Source organism: Pseudooceanicola sp. LIPI14-2-Ac024 (assembly GCF_042188925.1).
Taxonomy (GTDB): domain Bacteria; phylum Pseudomonadota; class Alphaproteobacteria; order Rhodobacterales; family Rhodobacteraceae; genus Pseudooceanicola.
Genome location: NZ_CP170102.1, coordinates 774,332 through 788,517 on the forward strand (window position 1 = coordinate 774,332; position 14,186 = coordinate 788,517).

16 protein-coding genes are annotated in these 14,186 nt (G+C 66.8%); 12 read left to right on the plus strand and 4 right to left on the minus strand.

Annotation, left to right across the window (positions count from 1 at the left end; genetic code table 11):
* Positions 1 to 5 precede the first annotated feature (5 nt).
* The 11 genes from ACE2AC_RS03795 (at position 6) to ACE2AC_RS03845 (ending at position 8,729) form a co-directional block, all read left to right on the plus strand.
* Positions 6 to 650 carry a DsbA family oxidoreductase gene (locus tag ACE2AC_RS03795; RefSeq protein ID WP_375690794.1) on the plus strand — a complete coding sequence of 215 codons (645 nt, stop codon included), beginning with the start codon at positions 6 to 8 and terminating at the stop codon, positions 648 to 650.
* Positions 647 to 991, plus strand: a complete 345-nt coding sequence (locus ACE2AC_RS03800) for a potassium channel family protein (protein WP_375690795.1) — start codon at positions 647 to 649, stop codon at positions 989 to 991. The genes ACE2AC_RS03795 and ACE2AC_RS03800 overlap by 4 nt, the downstream gene beginning before the upstream one ends.
* Positions 988 to 2,208 carry a multidrug effflux MFS transporter gene (locus ACE2AC_RS03805; protein ID WP_375690796.1) on the plus strand — a complete coding sequence of 407 codons (1,221 nt, stop codon included), beginning with the start codon at positions 988 to 990 and terminating at the stop codon, positions 2,206 to 2,208. Before ACE2AC_RS03800 ends, ACE2AC_RS03805 begins: the two co-directional genes overlap by 4 nt.
* Positions 2,209 to 2,327: 119 nt before the next feature.
* Positions 2,328 to 3,542, plus strand: coding sequence for an NADP-dependent isocitrate dehydrogenase (locus ACE2AC_RS03810; RefSeq protein ID WP_375690797.1), 1,215 nt, complete (start codon positions 2,328 to 2,330; stop codon positions 3,540 to 3,542).
* Positions 3,543 to 3,744: 202 nt separating this feature from the next.
* Positions 3,745 to 4,020, plus strand: coding sequence for an STAS domain-containing protein (locus ACE2AC_RS03815; RefSeq protein WP_375690798.1), 276 nt, complete (start codon positions 3,745 to 3,747; stop codon positions 4,018 to 4,020).
* Positions 4,017 to 4,382 carry a response regulator gene (locus tag ACE2AC_RS03820; protein ID WP_375690799.1) on the plus strand — a complete coding sequence of 122 codons (366 nt, stop codon included), beginning with the start codon at positions 4,017 to 4,019 and terminating at the stop codon, positions 4,380 to 4,382. Before ACE2AC_RS03815 ends, ACE2AC_RS03820 begins: the two co-directional genes overlap by 4 nt.
* A 9-nt stretch (positions 4,383 to 4,391) precedes the next feature.
* Positions 4,392 to 6,569 (plus strand): chemotaxis protein CheA, encoded by a 2,178-nt coding sequence (locus ACE2AC_RS03825; protein WP_375690800.1) that lies wholly within the window; start codon positions 4,392 to 4,394, stop codon positions 6,567 to 6,569.
* Between the two features lie 11 nt (positions 6,570 to 6,580).
* Positions 6,581 to 7,039, plus strand: coding sequence for a chemotaxis protein CheW (locus ACE2AC_RS03830; protein WP_375690801.1), 459 nt, complete (start codon positions 6,581 to 6,583; stop codon positions 7,037 to 7,039).
* Positions 7,036 to 7,890 carry a CheR family methyltransferase gene (locus ACE2AC_RS03835; protein ID WP_375690802.1) on the plus strand — a complete coding sequence of 285 codons (855 nt, stop codon included), beginning with the start codon at positions 7,036 to 7,038 and terminating at the stop codon, positions 7,888 to 7,890. The genes ACE2AC_RS03830 and ACE2AC_RS03835 overlap by 4 nt, the downstream gene beginning before the upstream one ends.
* Before the next feature lie 18 nt (positions 7,891 to 7,908).
* Positions 7,909 to 8,295: a response regulator gene (locus ACE2AC_RS03840; RefSeq protein WP_375690803.1), complete on the plus strand. Its 387-nt coding sequence runs from the start codon at positions 7,909 to 7,911 to the stop codon at positions 8,293 to 8,295.
* A gap of 2 nt (positions 8,296 to 8,297) precedes the next feature.
* Positions 8,298 to 8,729 (plus strand): hypothetical protein, encoded by a 432-nt coding sequence (locus tag ACE2AC_RS03845; protein ID WP_375690804.1) that lies wholly within the window; start codon positions 8,298 to 8,300, stop codon positions 8,727 to 8,729.
* A 258-nt stretch (positions 8,730 to 8,987) separates the two neighbouring features.
* Here the strand turns inward: ACE2AC_RS03845 and ACE2AC_RS03850 are convergent, their stop codons facing one another.
* The 4 genes from ACE2AC_RS03850 to ACE2AC_RS03865 all read right to left on the minus strand — a co-directional run bounded on the left by ACE2AC_RS03850 (position 8,988) and on the right by ACE2AC_RS03865 (position 13,520).
* The gene (locus ACE2AC_RS03850; RefSeq protein ID WP_375690805.1) at positions 8,988 to 9,491 is read right to left on the minus strand and encodes a chemotaxis protein CheD; all 504 of its coding nucleotides are present in this window, start codon (positions 9,489 to 9,491) and stop codon (positions 8,988 to 8,990) included.
* A 32-nt stretch (positions 9,492 to 9,523) separates the two neighbouring features.
* Positions 9,524 to 10,633 carry a chemotaxis response regulator protein-glutamate methylesterase gene (locus ACE2AC_RS03855; RefSeq protein ID WP_375690806.1) on the minus strand — a complete coding sequence of 370 codons (1,110 nt, stop codon included), beginning with the start codon at positions 10,631 to 10,633 and terminating at the stop codon, positions 9,524 to 9,526.
* Positions 10,633 to 12,789: a methyl-accepting chemotaxis protein gene (locus tag ACE2AC_RS03860; RefSeq protein WP_375690807.1), complete on the minus strand. Its 2,157-nt coding sequence runs from the start codon at positions 12,787 to 12,789 to the stop codon at positions 10,633 to 10,635. Before ACE2AC_RS03860 ends, ACE2AC_RS03855 begins: the two co-directional genes overlap by 1 nt.
* Before the next feature lie 134 nt (positions 12,790 to 12,923).
* Entirely contained in the window at positions 12,924 to 13,520 is a 597-nt protein-coding gene (locus ACE2AC_RS03865) for a response regulator transcription factor (RefSeq protein WP_375690808.1), read from the minus strand.
* A gap of 239 nt (positions 13,521 to 13,759) precedes the next feature.
* On the opposite strand from ACE2AC_RS03865, the gene ACE2AC_RS03870 reads away from it, so the two are divergent.
* On the plus strand, positions 13,760 to 14,158 hold the full coding sequence (locus ACE2AC_RS03870) for an oxidoreductase (RefSeq protein WP_375690809.1): 399 nt from the start codon (positions 13,760 to 13,762) through the stop codon (positions 14,156 to 14,158).
* The last annotated feature ends 28 nt before the right edge of the window (positions 14,159 to 14,186 follow it).

Here is a 14,186-nt window from a genome sequence, read left to right on the forward strand (position 1 = left end):
GTCATATGGCCGTGAAACTCGATATCCTGTCCGACCCGATCTGCCCGTGGTGCTACATCGGCAAGACCCAGCTTGACCGTGCGCTGGCCGAACGGCCGGAGCATCCCTTTGTCATCGAATGGCATCCCTTCCAGCTGAACCCCGACATGCCGCGCGAGGGCATGGACCGGCGCGACTACCTGCGGGGCAAGTTCGGCGACAAGGCCGACGCCGCCTATGGCCGGATCTCGGACCATGCGAAATCGCTGGGGATCGAGGCGGATTTCGACAAGATCACCCGCACGCCCAACACGCTGGACGCGCACCGCCTGATCCACTGGGCCGGGATCGAACAGCGCCAGGGCCCGATGGTCGATGCACTCTTCCAGGCCAATTTCGTCGAAGGCCGCGACATCGGACAACATGACGTGCTGGCCGACCTGGCCGACGGCATCGGCATGGACGCGGCGGTGGTGCTGAAGCTCCTGCAGTCGGATGCCGACACCCAGATGATCCGCGACCGCGACGCGCATTCGCGCGAGATGGGCGTGAACGCCGTGCCGACCTTCATCGTCGCGCAGCGCCACGCCGTGCCCGGGGCGCAGGACAAGGACGTCTGGCTCAGGGTCATAGACGAGATCACCGCGGGGTCGGAAGAGGCCGACGCATGAAGCCGCTGCAGCGGCTGCTGTTCGTGATCGGTCCGCTTGGCGGGCTGGTGCTGGGCGGCACGGTGTTCTTCCACCATGCAGAGGGCTGGAGCTACCTCGACGCCTACTTCTTCACCGTCGTCACCCTGTCGACGGTCGGTTACGGCAACCTCGTTCCCATCACCCCTCTGGGCAAGATCGCCACCACGATCTTCATCTTCGTGGGGCTCGGCATCTTTGCCCTGGCCGTCCAGCAGATCGGCAGCGCCGCCCACCAACGGCGCGAGGAGAAGCGCCAGCGGCTCATCGACGACATGCATTCACAGAAACGGGAGGATGACGACAAGGATCCGCCCGCGTGACGCAAAAGCTGCCCATTCACCGTGCCGAGCTGGTCGCCCTCCTGGCCATGCTCGTCGCCACGGTGGCTTTCTCGATCAACTCGATGCTGCCCGCCCTGCCGGAAATGGGCGCCGAGCTTTCGCCCGACAATCCCAACAACACCCAGCTGATCCTCTCGGCCTTCATCGTCGGGATGGGGTTCGGCACGCTCTTCACCGGACCGCTGTCGGATCGCTTCGGACGCAAGCCCGTGATCGTCGCGGGCGCGGTGCTCTACATCTTCGGCGCGCTCTTGGGCTTCCTCGCCCCGACCCTTGAACTGATGATCGCCGCGCGGCTGATCCAGGGCATCGGCGCCGCCGGCCCGCGGATCGTGGCGCTGGCGATCGTGCGCGACTTCTTCGCCGGGCGCGAGATGGCGCGCCTGATGTCCTTCGTGATGATCATCTTCACGCTCTTCCCCGCCGTGGCGCCGCTGATGGGATCGGGGATCATCGCGCTGGCCGGCTGGCGCGGCATCTTCGCGGCCTTCGCGATCTTTGCCACGATCTCGACCCTCTGGATGATGATCCGCCTGCCCGAGCCCTTGCCGCCCGAGGCGCGCCGCCCGTTCCGCGCCCGCGAGCTGGCGGCCGCCGCGCGCGAGATGTGGGGCCTGCCGATGGTGCGGCTCTCGATCATCGTGCAGACGCTGATCTTTGCCACGCTCTTCACCTCGATCAGCCTGATCCAACCGGTGTTCGACCAGGTCTTTGGCCGGGGCGACAGCTTTCCGGCGTGGTTCTTCGCCATCGGAATCTTCTGCGGCACCTCGTCGATGGTGAACGCGCGTTTCGTGATGACCTACGGGATGCGTGCCATGGTGATGGTGACGCTGGCCGTGACTCTGCTGCTGTCGGCGGGGATGGTGGCGCTGCGCCTCGTCGGCCTGCCGCCCGCGACCGAGTTCTGGGTCTACATCGTCTGGCAATGCGCGATCTTCTACCAGATGGGCCTGACCATCGGGAACCTCAACGCCCTGTCGATGGAACCTCTCGGCCATATCGCGGGAACGGCCGCCAGCGTGATCGGCGCCGTCTCGACGATCCTTGGCGGCATCGCGGCCTCTGTGGTGGCACAGACGTTCCATGCCTCGCCGATGCCGCTCTACCTCGGGTCGCTGATCTTCACCGCCGTGGCCTTCCCGCTCGTCCTGCGGATGCGGCGGCTGGAACGGGTCGGCAAGGCCAGCGATTGAGCAGCGTCCGCGCGCTGTCGTCACAATTTGTATACATTTGCATACATCCCTTCCGCCGGAGCGGCGGATCGGCTATGGAGGCGTCATAGCCGAGTCCAGCCAGCGGAAAGGTCTTCCCCATGTCGAAAATCAAGGTCGAGAATCCCGTCGTAGAGATGGACGGGGACGAGATGACCCGGATCATCTGGGACTTCATCAAGCAGAAACTGATCCTGCCCTACCTCGACCTCGACCTGCTCTACTATGACCTGAGCATCCAGGAACGCGACCGGACTGACGACCGCATCACCGTGGACGCCGCCGAGAAGACCAAGGAAGTCGGTGTCGCCGTCAAATGCGCCACCATCACCCCGGACGAGGCACGGGTCGAGGAATTCGGCCTCAAGCAGATGTGGAAGAGCCCCAACGGCACCATCCGCAACATCCTGGGCGGCGTGATCTTTCGCCAGCCGATCATCTGCTCCAACGTGCCGCGCCTGGTGCCGGGCTGGACCAAGCCGATCGTCGTCGGCCGCCATGCCTTCGGCGATCAGTACAAGGCCACCGACTTTACCTTTCCCGGTGCCGGCAAGCTGACGATGAAGTTCGTCGGCGAGGACGGCACCGTGATCGAGAAGGAGGTCTATAACGCCCCCGACGCCGGCGTCTACATGGGGATGTACAACCTCGACCGGTCGATCGTCGATTTCGCCCGCGCCTCGATGAACTACGCGCTGAACCTCGGCTGGCCGCTCTACCTGTCGACCAAGAACACGATCCTCAAGGCCTATGACGGCCGTTTCAAGGACATCTTCCAGGAGGTGTTCGAGGCCGAGTTCAAGGAAAAGTTCGAGGCCAAGAAGATCTGGTACGAACACCGGCTGATCGACGACATGGTGGCCTCGTCGCTGAAATGGTCGGGGGGCTACGTCTGGGCCTGCAAGAACTACGACGGTGACGTGCAGTCCGACACCGTGGCGCAGGGCTTCGGCTCGCTCGGGCTGATGACCTCACAGCTGATGACGCCCGATGGCAAGATCGTCGAGGCAGAGGCGGCGCATGGCACGGTGACGCGCCACTACCGCCAGCACCAGGAAGGCAAGCAGACCTCGACCAACTCGGTCGCCTCGATCTTTGCCTGGACCGGCGGGCTGAAGCATCGCGCCAAGCTCGACGGGAACGAGCCGCTGATGCGCTTTGCCTCGACGCTCGAGAATGTGGTGATCGACACCGTCGAATTGGGCGAGATGACCAAGGACCTCGCGCTGCTCGTCGGGCCGGACCAGAAATGGCTGACCACCACCGGCTTCCTCGAGAAGGTGGACGAGAACCTGAACAAGGCACTGGCGGGCTGAGGCCGGCGCCGCACCGCCACGAGGCCGGGCCCCGCGCCCGGCCTTTTTCGTTGCGCCACCGCCGCTTGGCCGTTTCCCGCACGAATCCCCGACCGGCGTAACCGGCCCTTAACGACCCTGCCCCTAGAACCTCCGGCAATCGTTCGTTGCAACCGGAGCCCGGCCATGTGCTGCCCTTCCTGTCCACCGCGTGCAGGTGGCCATGTCTGACACGCTAGTCCTTCCCGCGCGGCTCGACCTGTCGGCGGCCGAAGCCTTGGCCCAGTCCCTGCGCAAACGGCTTGGGGCCGACATGATCCTCGACGCGGGCCACGTGACCCACATGGGCGCCATGGGCCTGCAGGTGCTGCTGTCGGCGGCGCGCACTACGCGCCGCGCCGGACACAGGTTTGCGCTCACCAATGCCTCGGACCGGGTGCTCGACCAGCTTTCGACACTCGGCTTCACACCTGAATCCCTGGCGGAGGGCCGCGCATGAGCATGACCGTACTCGCCGTCGACGACAGCCGCACTATGCGCGACATGATCCGCATGGCCCTCCTGCCCGCCGGCTTCACCGTGCACGTCGCCGAAGACGGGCTCGACGGGCTCGACGTGCTCGAGGGGCTGGAACCCGACGCCATCATCACCGACATCAACATGCCGCGGATGGACGGGTTCGGCTTCATCGACGCCGTGCGCGCGCAGGACGACCATCGCGCGACGCCCATCCTGGTGCTGACCACCGAAAGCGCACCGGAACTGAAGATGCGCGCGCGAAACGCCGGGGCCACCGGCTGGATCGTGAAGCCCTTCGATCCCGCCAAGCTGATCAAGGCCCTCCAGATGGTGGCGGGATAGGAGGCGACGATGAGCGATCCCAATGACCCGATGGCCGAGATCCGGGCGTCCTTCTTCATCGAGTGCGAGGAACTGCTTGAGGCGCTGCAGGACGGGCTGACCGAGCTCGACGAAGGCAGCGAGGACCCCGAGACTATCAACGTCGTCTTCCGCGCCGTGCATTCGATCAAGGGCGGCGCCGGCGCCTTCGGGCTCGAGGCACTCGTACGCTTTGCGCATCGCTACGAAACCGTGCTGGACGAGGTGCGGTCGAACAAGCTGAACCCCGATCACGAGGCGCTGAAGCTCTTCTTCCTGGCCGCCGACCACCTGTCGGACCTGGTGCGCGCCTGCCGCGACGACCAGCCCCTGCCCGAAGAGGCGAGCGCTGCGTTGCTGGAAAGCCTCGACGCCCTGCTGGGTGACAGCGAGGAGGAAGAGGTCGCGCCGCAGGATTTCACGCCGCTCGGCGTGTCACTCGATCTGCCCGACCTGGCGCTGGATGACGGCGCGGGCGATCCGCCCGCCAACGTCGGCCCGCGCCGCTGGACCGTACGTTTCAAGCCCGAGTTCGAGCTGTTCGAGACAGGCAACGAGCCGCAGATGCTATTGCGCAATCTCTGCGCCCTCGGCGAAGGCCGCGTGACCTGCGACCACGGCGACCTGCCCGGCCTCGTCGATCTCCAGCCTGAGAAGCCTTATCTTTCCTGGACCGTGCACCTTGCCGCCGACGTGACCGAGGACGAAATTCGAACCGTCTTTGAATTTGTCGACGGGCTCTGCACGCTCGAGATCCGCGCCGACGCCGCCGAAGACACGGCACCGCCGAGCGAGAGTGCCGCGCCGGACATCGCCCCGGTCGAGGCACCTGCCTCCGAGGTCGCGGCACCGCCGCCCCCGGCCGAGGCGGCGCCAGCCGCCCCCGCCAATGTCGTCAAGATGCCACCGCCCGAACCGCCCGCCACCAAGCCCGACCCAGAGGGGGCCAAGCCGGCCGGAGGCGGATCCGCCGCCAAGTCCGTCGTCCGTGTCGACCTGGAACGGATCGAGCGATTGGTGAACCTCGTGGGCGAACTGGTGATCAACCAGGCCATGTTGGCCCAGTCACTCGATTCCGCGGGATTGTCGCCCCATTCCAACGCCATGAACGGGCTCGAGGAATTTCAGCGCCTGACCCGTGACATCCAGGACAGCGTGATGATGATCCGCGCCCAGCCGGTCAAGTCGCTGTTCCAGCGCATGTCCCGCATCGTGCGCGAAGCCTCGGCCGCGGTCGGCAAGGACGTCCGCTTGATCACCGAGGGCGAGGCGACCGAGGTCGATAAGACCGTGATCGAGCGCCTCGCCGATCCGCTGACCCACATGATCCGCAACGCGGTCGATCACGGCCTGGAAACAGCCGACGCACGGCAGGCGGCTGGCAAGTCGCCCGAGGGTCACGTCCGACTGACCGCCGCACACCGCTCCGGCCGGGTCGTGATCGAGGTGTCCGACGACGGCGGCGGCATCAACCGCAAGAAGGTGCTGGAAACGGCCGTCAAGAAGGGCCTGATCCCCGGCGACGCGCAGCTTTCGGACAGCGAGATCGACGGCCTGCTGTTCCTGCCGGGCTTCTCGACCGCCGGCAAGGTGTCGAACCTGTCGGGCCGCGGCGTCGGGATGGACGTGGTCAAGACAGCGATCCAGCAGCTTGGCGGCCGGATCTCGATCTCTTCCGAGCAGGGAAAGGGCACCACCTTCACCATCAGCCTGCCGCTCACCCTCGCAGTGCTGGACGGAATGGTGGTGGATGTCGCGGGCGAAACGCTGGTGCTGCCGCTGAACGTGGTGGTCGAGACGCTGTCGCTCGGTCCCGACGACGTCCAGATGCTGCGCCCCGGCGCCTATGTCGTCCGCGCACGCGGCGGGTTCGTGCCGCTCTACGACCTCGGTGCCATGCTGGGCTACCGCGCGGTCCGCACCGATTACACCAGTTCGATCGTGCTGCTGATCTCGCTCGACGACGGCACGCGTGCGGCGCTGGTGATCGACGGGATCGAGGACCAGCGCCAGGTGGTGATCAAGGGCCTCGACGACAGTTTCTACCGCGCGCCCGGCATCGCCGCGGCGACGATCCTGGGCGACGGGCAGATCGCCCTGATCCTCGACCCCGCGGACATCATCGCCGGCACCGGGCCGGTCCGAAGCGTGGAACGCGCCGCGTTCTGAGGAGGCATGAGATGGCAGAACAAGCATTGACCAACGACCTGGAGCTGCTGACCTTCCGCGTGGCAGAGCAGGAGTACTCCCTCGACATCATGTCGGTGCGCGAGATCCGCGGCTGGACCCGCACGACCCCGATGCCGCACGCCCCCAGCTACATGCGCGGCGTGATCAACCTGCGCGGCACGGTGCTGCCGGTGATGGACCTCGCCGCGCGCCTCAACCTGACCTCGCAGGAGACGACCGATCGCAACGTGATCATCGTGGTGCATCTGAACGGCGTGCTGACCGGGCTGCTGGTCGATGCGGTTTCCGACATCGTGGCGATGACCGCCGATGACCTGCAGCTGCCGCCCGACATGGCGACCGATCCCCAGATGGCGGTCGTGCGCGCCCTCACGGTGATCGACGACCGGATGATCCGCGTGCTCGACCTCACCGCCGTCGTACCGGCCCGTACGGACGACGCCGCATGAGCGAGACCACCGTCCAGTCCGCCGAACTCAGGCCGATGAGCGAGGAGGCCTTCGGCGCCATTTCCCGCCTCGCCCGGGTCGAGGCGGGGCTGGTACTGCCGCCGGGGAAGGCCACGATGGTGCAGTCGCGCCTGCGCAAGCGCCTGCGGGAGATCGGGTTGAAGGACCTCAATTCATACTCGAAATACGTCTGTTCCGACGAAGGGGTCGCAGAACGGCGGTTCATGATCTCGGCGCTCACGACGAACGTCTCGCACTTCTTTCGCGAGTCGCATCATTTCGCCATGCTGCGCGACCGGGTGCTGCCGCCCCTGATCGACCGTGCGCGGGCCGGTGGGAGGGTTCGCATCTGGTCGGCGGGATGCTCCAGCGGGCAGGAGCCCTACTCGATCGCCATGGCCGTGCTGCAGGCCGCGCCCGACATGGCGCAGCGCGACGTTCTGATCCTGGGCAGCGATATCGACCCCAAGATCCTCGCCATGGCAGAAGAGGCCTGTTACTCCGGCCAGCAGGTCTCCGGCATCCCGCCCGAGCTGCGTGGCAATTTCCTGCAGGAGCGCGGCGACAGCTACCGCGTCGCGCCGCAGGTGGCCCGCCTGGTCCGGTTCCGGGAACTGAACCTGCTGCGGCCCTGGCCAATGAAGGGCCAGTTTGACGTCATCTTCTGCCGCAACGTCGTGATCTACTTCGACCAGCCGACGCAATCGAGCCTCTGGCCGCGCTTTCACCAGGCCCTGGCGCCGGGCGGATGGCTCTTCGTCGGCCATTCCGAGCGCATATCCGACGACGCGACCCACCTCTACCTCTCGATGGGCCAGACCGCCTATCGCGCCGCCGGTCCGGGCGGCTGACAACATCAGGAGCGACACATGGCCTTGCGGGACCAATTGCGGATCATGGTGGTGGACGACATGTCGACCAGCCGTGGCCTGATCACCCAGGCGCTGGACGCCTTCGGCATCCGCAACGTGGCCTCGGCCTCGGACGGGGCGAGCGCACTCAAGACGCTCGAGAGTGCGCCGGTGCACCTGGTGATCTCGGATTTCAACATGCCGGGCATGGACGGGCTGCAGTTCCTGCACGCGCTGCGCACCGGCGCACGCACCAAGGGCGTCGGGTTCATCCTGATCACCGGCAAGGCCGACAAGGCGATCATCGACAAGGGAAAGCAGCTCGGCATGAACAACTTCCTCAAGAAACCCTTCGACCCCAACGACCTGCGCGCCTGTATCGAAGCCGTTGTCGGGCGCCTTTGATCATGACGGACCGGGCGGGACAATCGGCGCCGCGGCCTGAAGGCTCGCCCGATGCCGCCAGCGCGGGCCAGCGGACACCACCCGAGGCGGTCCCCCTCGATGCAGGCGAGGTGCTGGCGGTGCTCAGTGGCCAGCTGATCGCGCTGCGCGACATGGCCATGGCGCTCGAGGCCACGATTGCGGACACGATCTGCGAATGCAGCCCGGTTTCGACAGACACGATCGTGTCCCTGCAACGGGCGGACTTCCTGCGCCAGTCGCTGAAGGACGTGGCCGCCATCATCGACCGGCTTGGCCCGCGGGTGCGGTGGCGCGACGCCTCCGGTATCTCGTGGCAGGAACTGTTGGCCGCCGTCGACATGCGCGAAAGCCTGGCCGGGTTCGAAGCAGACGAGCCCGAGCGTGAAGAAAGCGCGCAGGACATCTGGTTCTGAACCAACGCGGCAAGACGCCGCCGCAAACCAAAGGCCGGGCCATAACCCTTCGTCGGCGTACAACCTGCCGATGGGCGATGTATCCTGAGTCGCCACGCTCCGGACGGATGTCAAACTGCGAGCGCTCGTCCCGCATCTGGGTCCCGGCCTTGTCGCGTCTGCCCTGATTGCCGCATAGATCACCTAGCGCCGCTGTCGGTCGCGGTCTTGCACCCTGGTCGGTGTGTCCGTCCCCGCGCTCTCACGTTTCGTCGACTGTCAAAACAGCTCGACCCCGTTGCCGGCGTCGGTCTCGGCCGGCTTGGTCGGAACCGGGGCAACGGCGGCCTGCGTCACGGACTTCAGCAGCGCCCGTCCCTCGGCGGGGAAAAACCGGATCTGGCGCGCCGAGGTGCCGCCGAGGCTCTGGCCCAGACAGGGGATCCCCTCGCTCTCGAGGAACTCCAGCATGAAGAGGCCGTTGAGGTGGCCGATGTCGGACAGGCCCGAGATCATCTTGGCGCCGCCGAACACCTTGGCCCGCAGATTCCGTCGGTCGCCGCCGAGGCGGACCAGGGCGTTGATCAGTAGCTCCATCGCGTTGACCCCGGCCGCGTCGCTGCGGGTGGGCCCGGATTCTGACCGCGCCACCAGCACGTGGTTCATCCCGCCGACGCGGCGGTCCGGGTCCCACAGGCAGGTCGACACGCAAGACCCGAGGATGGTGGAAATCACGCAATCGGGGTGATCGCTGGCGGCGAATTCGCCCTGGGTGATGGTCATGCGACCCGGAACCGGTGGCACCGCGCGCATGATCAGGCACCCTGCCCGGCGCGTTGCACCGATGTCACCACCGCGGGCGCGATCCGGTCGAGCGGAAGCTGTTCGTCGAGCGCGCGAAGCTCGGCCGCCGCGCGCGGCATGCCGTAAACGACGCAGGTCGCCTCGTCCTGGCCGATGCAATGGGCCCCACGGTCGCGCAGGAGCTTCATTCCGTCGGCGCCATCGCGCCCCAAACCGGTCAGGATGACCGCGGTGATCCGGTTGGCGAAGGCGCCCGCGCTCTGGAAAAGCTCGTCGACCGAGGGGCAGTGACCATTGCGTTTGGGCCGGTCGAGTTGCACCGCGACCAGGCCGGCACCGTTCTGGGCGACGCCGGTGTGGCAGGTCCCGCCGGGCGCAAGGTAGATGTGGCCGGGCGCCAGTTCCATTTCATCCTCGGCCAGTCGTACTTGTTGCGGCAGGATCGAGTCGAGCCTTTTGCAGAAGCTCCCAAGGAAGCTCTCCGGCATGTGCTGGGCCACGACGACCGGCGGCGCCTCGACCGGCAGGCCGCTGAGGACCGTTTCGACCGCGGCAACGCCGCCGGTCGAGGCCCCGATCAGAATCGCGCGGCCATCGGACCTGAGGCCGGGCGACGGGTCCGGTGCGACGGGCTTGTCCGTGCCCGCGGCCTGCGCCGACATGAGCACCGGTGCCGTGGCGGCGGCGAACACGCGGTCGGCGAGGACGGACAGCACCTCGGGCGTGACACCGCCCTGCGGCTTGGCCAGGCAATCGACCGCGCCGAGCACCAGCGCGCGGATCGCGGCATCGCTGCCGACCTGGGTCACGCTCGAGAACATGACCACCGGCATCGGCCTCAGCCGCATCACCCGGCCGAGGAAATCGAGCCCGCTCATCCGCGGCATCTCGACGTCGAGGAGCATGACATCGGGGTTCAGCGCCTTGATCATGTCCCGCGCGGCATAGGCGTCGCCGGCCACGCCCGCGACTTCGAGCCGGGGATCGGCGTTCAGCGCATGGGTCACCAGTTGCTGCATGGCCGGCAAATCCTCGACCACGAGCACGCGTTGCACGCCGCCATGCACCGCGCGGCTGGCGGTGGCGGACTGGCGCGTCTCGGAAAACCCGGATGCCGACATCAGAACTCCTCCCAGTCGGCCTGACCGTCGGTGTCGGGGGCGGTCGTGACCGCCCGGGCGCCGCCCGAGGCGGCCCGTTTCCGTGGCGGTTGGCTGCCGGTTGCCGGGCGCTGCGGAGTCTTCGGTGCCGGGTCATCCCAGCTGGCCTCGTGGCGCGGCGCGGGTTCCGACAGGTCGAACCGGCCGATCGTCTCGAACATCAGCTCCGCCCGGCGGGCAAGGCCCTGGCTGGCGGCATTGGTCTCTTCGAACATGGCGGCGTTGCTCTGGGTCGCCTGGTCGATCCGGGTGGTGGCCGCGTTGACCTGCGACAGCGCCTCGGACTGGTTGCGACCGGCATCCGCGATGTCGGTGACGTGGTCCGAGATCTCGGTGACCGATTTCAGGATCGATTTCAGCGCCTCTCCCGCCTGCCCGACCAGCGACACACCGCGCGTGACATGCTGGTCCGAGGCGGTGATCAACGTCGAGATCTCGGCCGCGGCGTCGGAACAGCGCTGCGCCAACGCCCTGACCTCGGTCGCGACCACGGCAAAACCGCGCCCGGCCTCTCCGGCGCGGGCGGCCTCGACCCCGGCGTTCAGTGCCAGTAGGTTGGTCTGGAAGGCGATGTCGTCGATCACAGAGATGACCTTGCCCACCTCGCTGGAGGACCGCGAGATCTCGGCCATGGCGGCCTCGGCCTCGTCGACCACGGTGCCGCTCTTTTCCGCGCGCTGGCGAGCCTCGCGCGCCGCATCGCTGGCCTGCTGCGCGCCCTGCGCGGTCGAGGCGACCATGCCGGTCAACTCATCGAGCCGCGCGGCGTTTTCCTGCAAGGTCATGGCAAGCTGTTCCGTCCGCTCGGCCATATCGCCGGCGGCGGCGCTGATCTCGGCCGTTTCCAGCTGCATGCCGGCGGTTTCGCGGGCAAATTCCGACAGGGTCCCGTCGAGGGACGACAGCGCCTCGTTGAAGTCGTGGCGCAGCTGTTCGTATTCCTGCCCGAAGGGCGTTTCCAGCCGCTGCGCCAGGTCGCCCTTTGACAGGCTGTGCAGGCCGATCCGCAGCTTGTCGACCACGTCGTTCTGACGTTCGGCCATGCGGGTGCGGGTCTCCTCGGCCTCGGCCAGGTCGCGCCGGGCCTCGGTCACGTCGTTTCCGATGAACATGGTGCCGAGGCTGGTGCCGTTCTTGGCCCGGATCGGGAACAGTCCGCCTTCGAGAAAGGCCTGCTCGCTGCCGTCGGCACCCTGCATGGTGAAGGGCCCCGGCACGGATCGACCGGCGGCCAGATCGGCCAGCATGGTGTCGGCCCCGCGTCCGTCGACATGCTGGAGCAGCGCATTCAGCGGCGTCTCGCCGGGCTGACACCGGTTACCACAGCAGGTGCGGAAGTTGGCGTTCCCGGTCTTGATGATGCCGCCGTCGTCGAATTCGGCCACCACCTGCCCGCTGTCGATCGCGCCGAGCAGCGCCTCCGTCCGGCTTTCCTCGGTCACGTCGAGCCATTCGACGACGGTGCCGGTCACCTCGCCCCCGGCGTCCTTGATCGGGCTGATGCCGATCCTCAGGCGCACCTCGCCCATCGGGATGTCGGCGTAGAACGGCAGCCGGTTGAGGTCGCTCGCCAGCGCCCGGATATGCTCGGGCCGCTGGTGAAAGACATCCATGTTGCAGCCGATCAGCGCGTCCGGATCAAAGCTGCCCAGCTTGTCGGCGAGCACCGGTTGGCGGTGGCGAAACATCTTCATCATCGCGGGATTGAGATGGCGGATGCGGAAATCCCGGTCGGTGATCATCAAGGCCGCCGAGGCAGATTCGAGTGCCGCGCTCTTGATCGCATTGTCCTCGATCGTGTGGGGGTCGCTGCCCCGGACCTCGGTCAGCGTTTCGGCCATGGCGGCGAGCACCGTGACCTCGTCCCCCGGCGGCACCTCGTCCGGCGCGGGATGCAGGGCGGCGAGCCGGGTGATGGTGGCCCCAAGGCTGCGCCCGATCGGTCGTGCCACGCCGTAGGCCACCGTCGCCACGATCAGCAGCGCGAAGAGGCCCGCGGCCCACAATTGGAACGCCAGACCCCCGGTGGTACCTGCCCGCACCGCAAGTTCGGCAACCAGACCCAGCCCGAAGAGCGACGCGCCCGTCAGGGCGACCGTCAGCAGCGGCAGCTTCACGGACAGCTTCAAACCATGCATCAGGGCACCCCGCGCTTTCGCCGCAGGCACAGGGATCGTGCCGCGGTCGACGGGGGTTATGGATCCCGAGGCGTGAAGATAGCTTTAAGCGGAACGCGGCACTTGCGCGCCTGTCACAGCAGCCCGAATTCCAGCGCCAGCATGGCCGCGTGGGTACGGTTGCGCGCGTCGAGTTTCCGGCACATCGTCTTGACGTGGAGCTTCACCGTGACCTCGGTCAGGGCGAGGTTGCGGGCGATTTCCTTGTTCGACAGGCCCTGCGCGACGCCGCGCAGAACGTCGTATTCGCGCCGCGTGAGCATCGCGGCCAGCGTGCCGTCCGCCGGCGGCGCCGGTTCGAAGGTGCCGCCCGACAGGATGGTGTCGACGGCGCCCAGAAGCTCCTCGCGGGTCATCGTCTTGGGCAGGAACCCCGCCGCCCCCGCGTCCAGCGCGGCCGAGGCGACCGCCCCGCCGGGCGAGCCCGAGATCAGCGCGACGGGCACCCCGGGCAGGATGTCGCGAATCCGCAGCAGCCCCTGAAGGTCGTGCATGTCGGGCATCCGGTAATCCAGCAGGATCAGGTCGGGCGCCGGGCCGTCCGCGATCAGCTGCGCGGTCTCTTCGACCGAGGCGGCGGTGCGCACACCGTGATGGCCTTCGACCGTCAACAGATGACTGATGGCTTCCAGGACCAGCGCGTGGTCGTCTGCGAGGATGATGTTTGCCATTACCAGGGTACTTGTTAGATGAACTGAAAAGCTATCATAGGCTTCAGCCAGTCAAGTTTTAAGCGCAAGGATTTACCCAGCGGAAAACAGTGGATGGTAAATTCACTTTGACTGCACAGTACGGCGTGCCACGCGTCCCGGAGGACTGAATGCAACATAGGAAGATCACGACAGTTGCCGCAACGACAATCTGCATGGCCCTGTGCAACGCAACGTTTGCATTGGCGCAGGGGGCCACGTTGCTGACTGTCGTCGTGTCTGGTGGTGACGAGCACGCGCTGGACCGCACCGCGCTCGAGGCACTGCCCTGGACCGAATTCACGACCGCCACGATCTGGACCGACGGACCGCAGGCCTTCGGCGGCGTGGCATTCGGCGACCTCATGGACTTCCTCGACATCGACCCCGAGCATCTGACACTGGTCGCCGCCAATGGATACCGCGTGGAACGCGCGGCGCACGAACTGCAGCTCGAAGGGGCGTTGCTGGCCTATGAACGCAACGGCGCGCCGATGTCGCTGCGTGACAAGGGCCCTGTCTGGCTGGTCTACAACTACGATTCCGATGCCGCCTACCGGACCGAGGTCACCTATGCCAACTCGATTTGGCAACTGGACCGGATCGAGATCACGGACTAGCCTTTCCCGGGCCCGCCCGACCCCGGGC

Excerpts from the sequence above, each read along its gene's own strand:
- ACE2AC_RS03795 (WP_375690794.1), top strand. The coding sequence starts at position 6 with ATGGCCGTGAAACTCGATATCCTGTCCGACCCGATCTGCCCGTGGTGC.
- ACE2AC_RS03800 (WP_375690795.1), top strand. The coding sequence starts at position 647 with ATGAAGCCGCTGCAGCGGCTGCTGTTCGTGATCGGTCCGCTTGGCGGG.
- ACE2AC_RS03810 (WP_375690797.1), top strand. The coding sequence starts at position 2,328 with ATGTCGAAAATCAAGGTCGAGAATCCCGTCGTAGAGATGGACGGGGAC.
- ACE2AC_RS03815 (WP_375690798.1), top strand. The coding sequence starts at position 3,745 with ATGTCTGACACGCTAGTCCTTCCCGCGCGGCTCGACCTGTCGGCGGCC.
- ACE2AC_RS03820 (WP_375690799.1), top strand. The coding sequence starts at position 4,017 with ATGAGCATGACCGTACTCGCCGTCGACGACAGCCGCACTATGCGCGAC.
- ACE2AC_RS03825 (WP_375690800.1), top strand. The coding sequence starts at position 4,392 with ATGAGCGATCCCAATGACCCGATGGCCGAGATCCGGGCGTCCTTCTTC.
- ACE2AC_RS03830 (WP_375690801.1), top strand. The coding sequence starts at position 6,581 with ATGGCAGAACAAGCATTGACCAACGACCTGGAGCTGCTGACCTTCCGC.
- ACE2AC_RS03835 (WP_375690802.1), top strand. The coding sequence starts at position 7,036 with ATGAGCGAGACCACCGTCCAGTCCGCCGAACTCAGGCCGATGAGCGAG.
- ACE2AC_RS03840 (WP_375690803.1), top strand. The coding sequence starts at position 7,909 with ATGGCCTTGCGGGACCAATTGCGGATCATGGTGGTGGACGACATGTCG.
- ACE2AC_RS03845 (WP_375690804.1), top strand. The coding sequence starts at position 8,298 with ATGACGGACCGGGCGGGACAATCGGCGCCGCGGCCTGAAGGCTCGCCC.
- ACE2AC_RS03850 (WP_375690805.1), bottom strand. The coding sequence starts at position 9,491 with ATGACCATCACCCAGGGCGAATTCGCCGCCAGCGATCACCCCGATTGC.
- ACE2AC_RS03855 (WP_375690806.1), bottom strand. The coding sequence starts at position 10,633 with ATGTCGGCATCCGGGTTTTCCGAGACGCGCCAGTCCGCCACCGCCAGC.
- ACE2AC_RS03865 (WP_375690808.1), bottom strand. The coding sequence starts at position 13,520 with ATGGCAAACATCATCCTCGCAGACGACCACGCGCTGGTCCTGGAAGCC.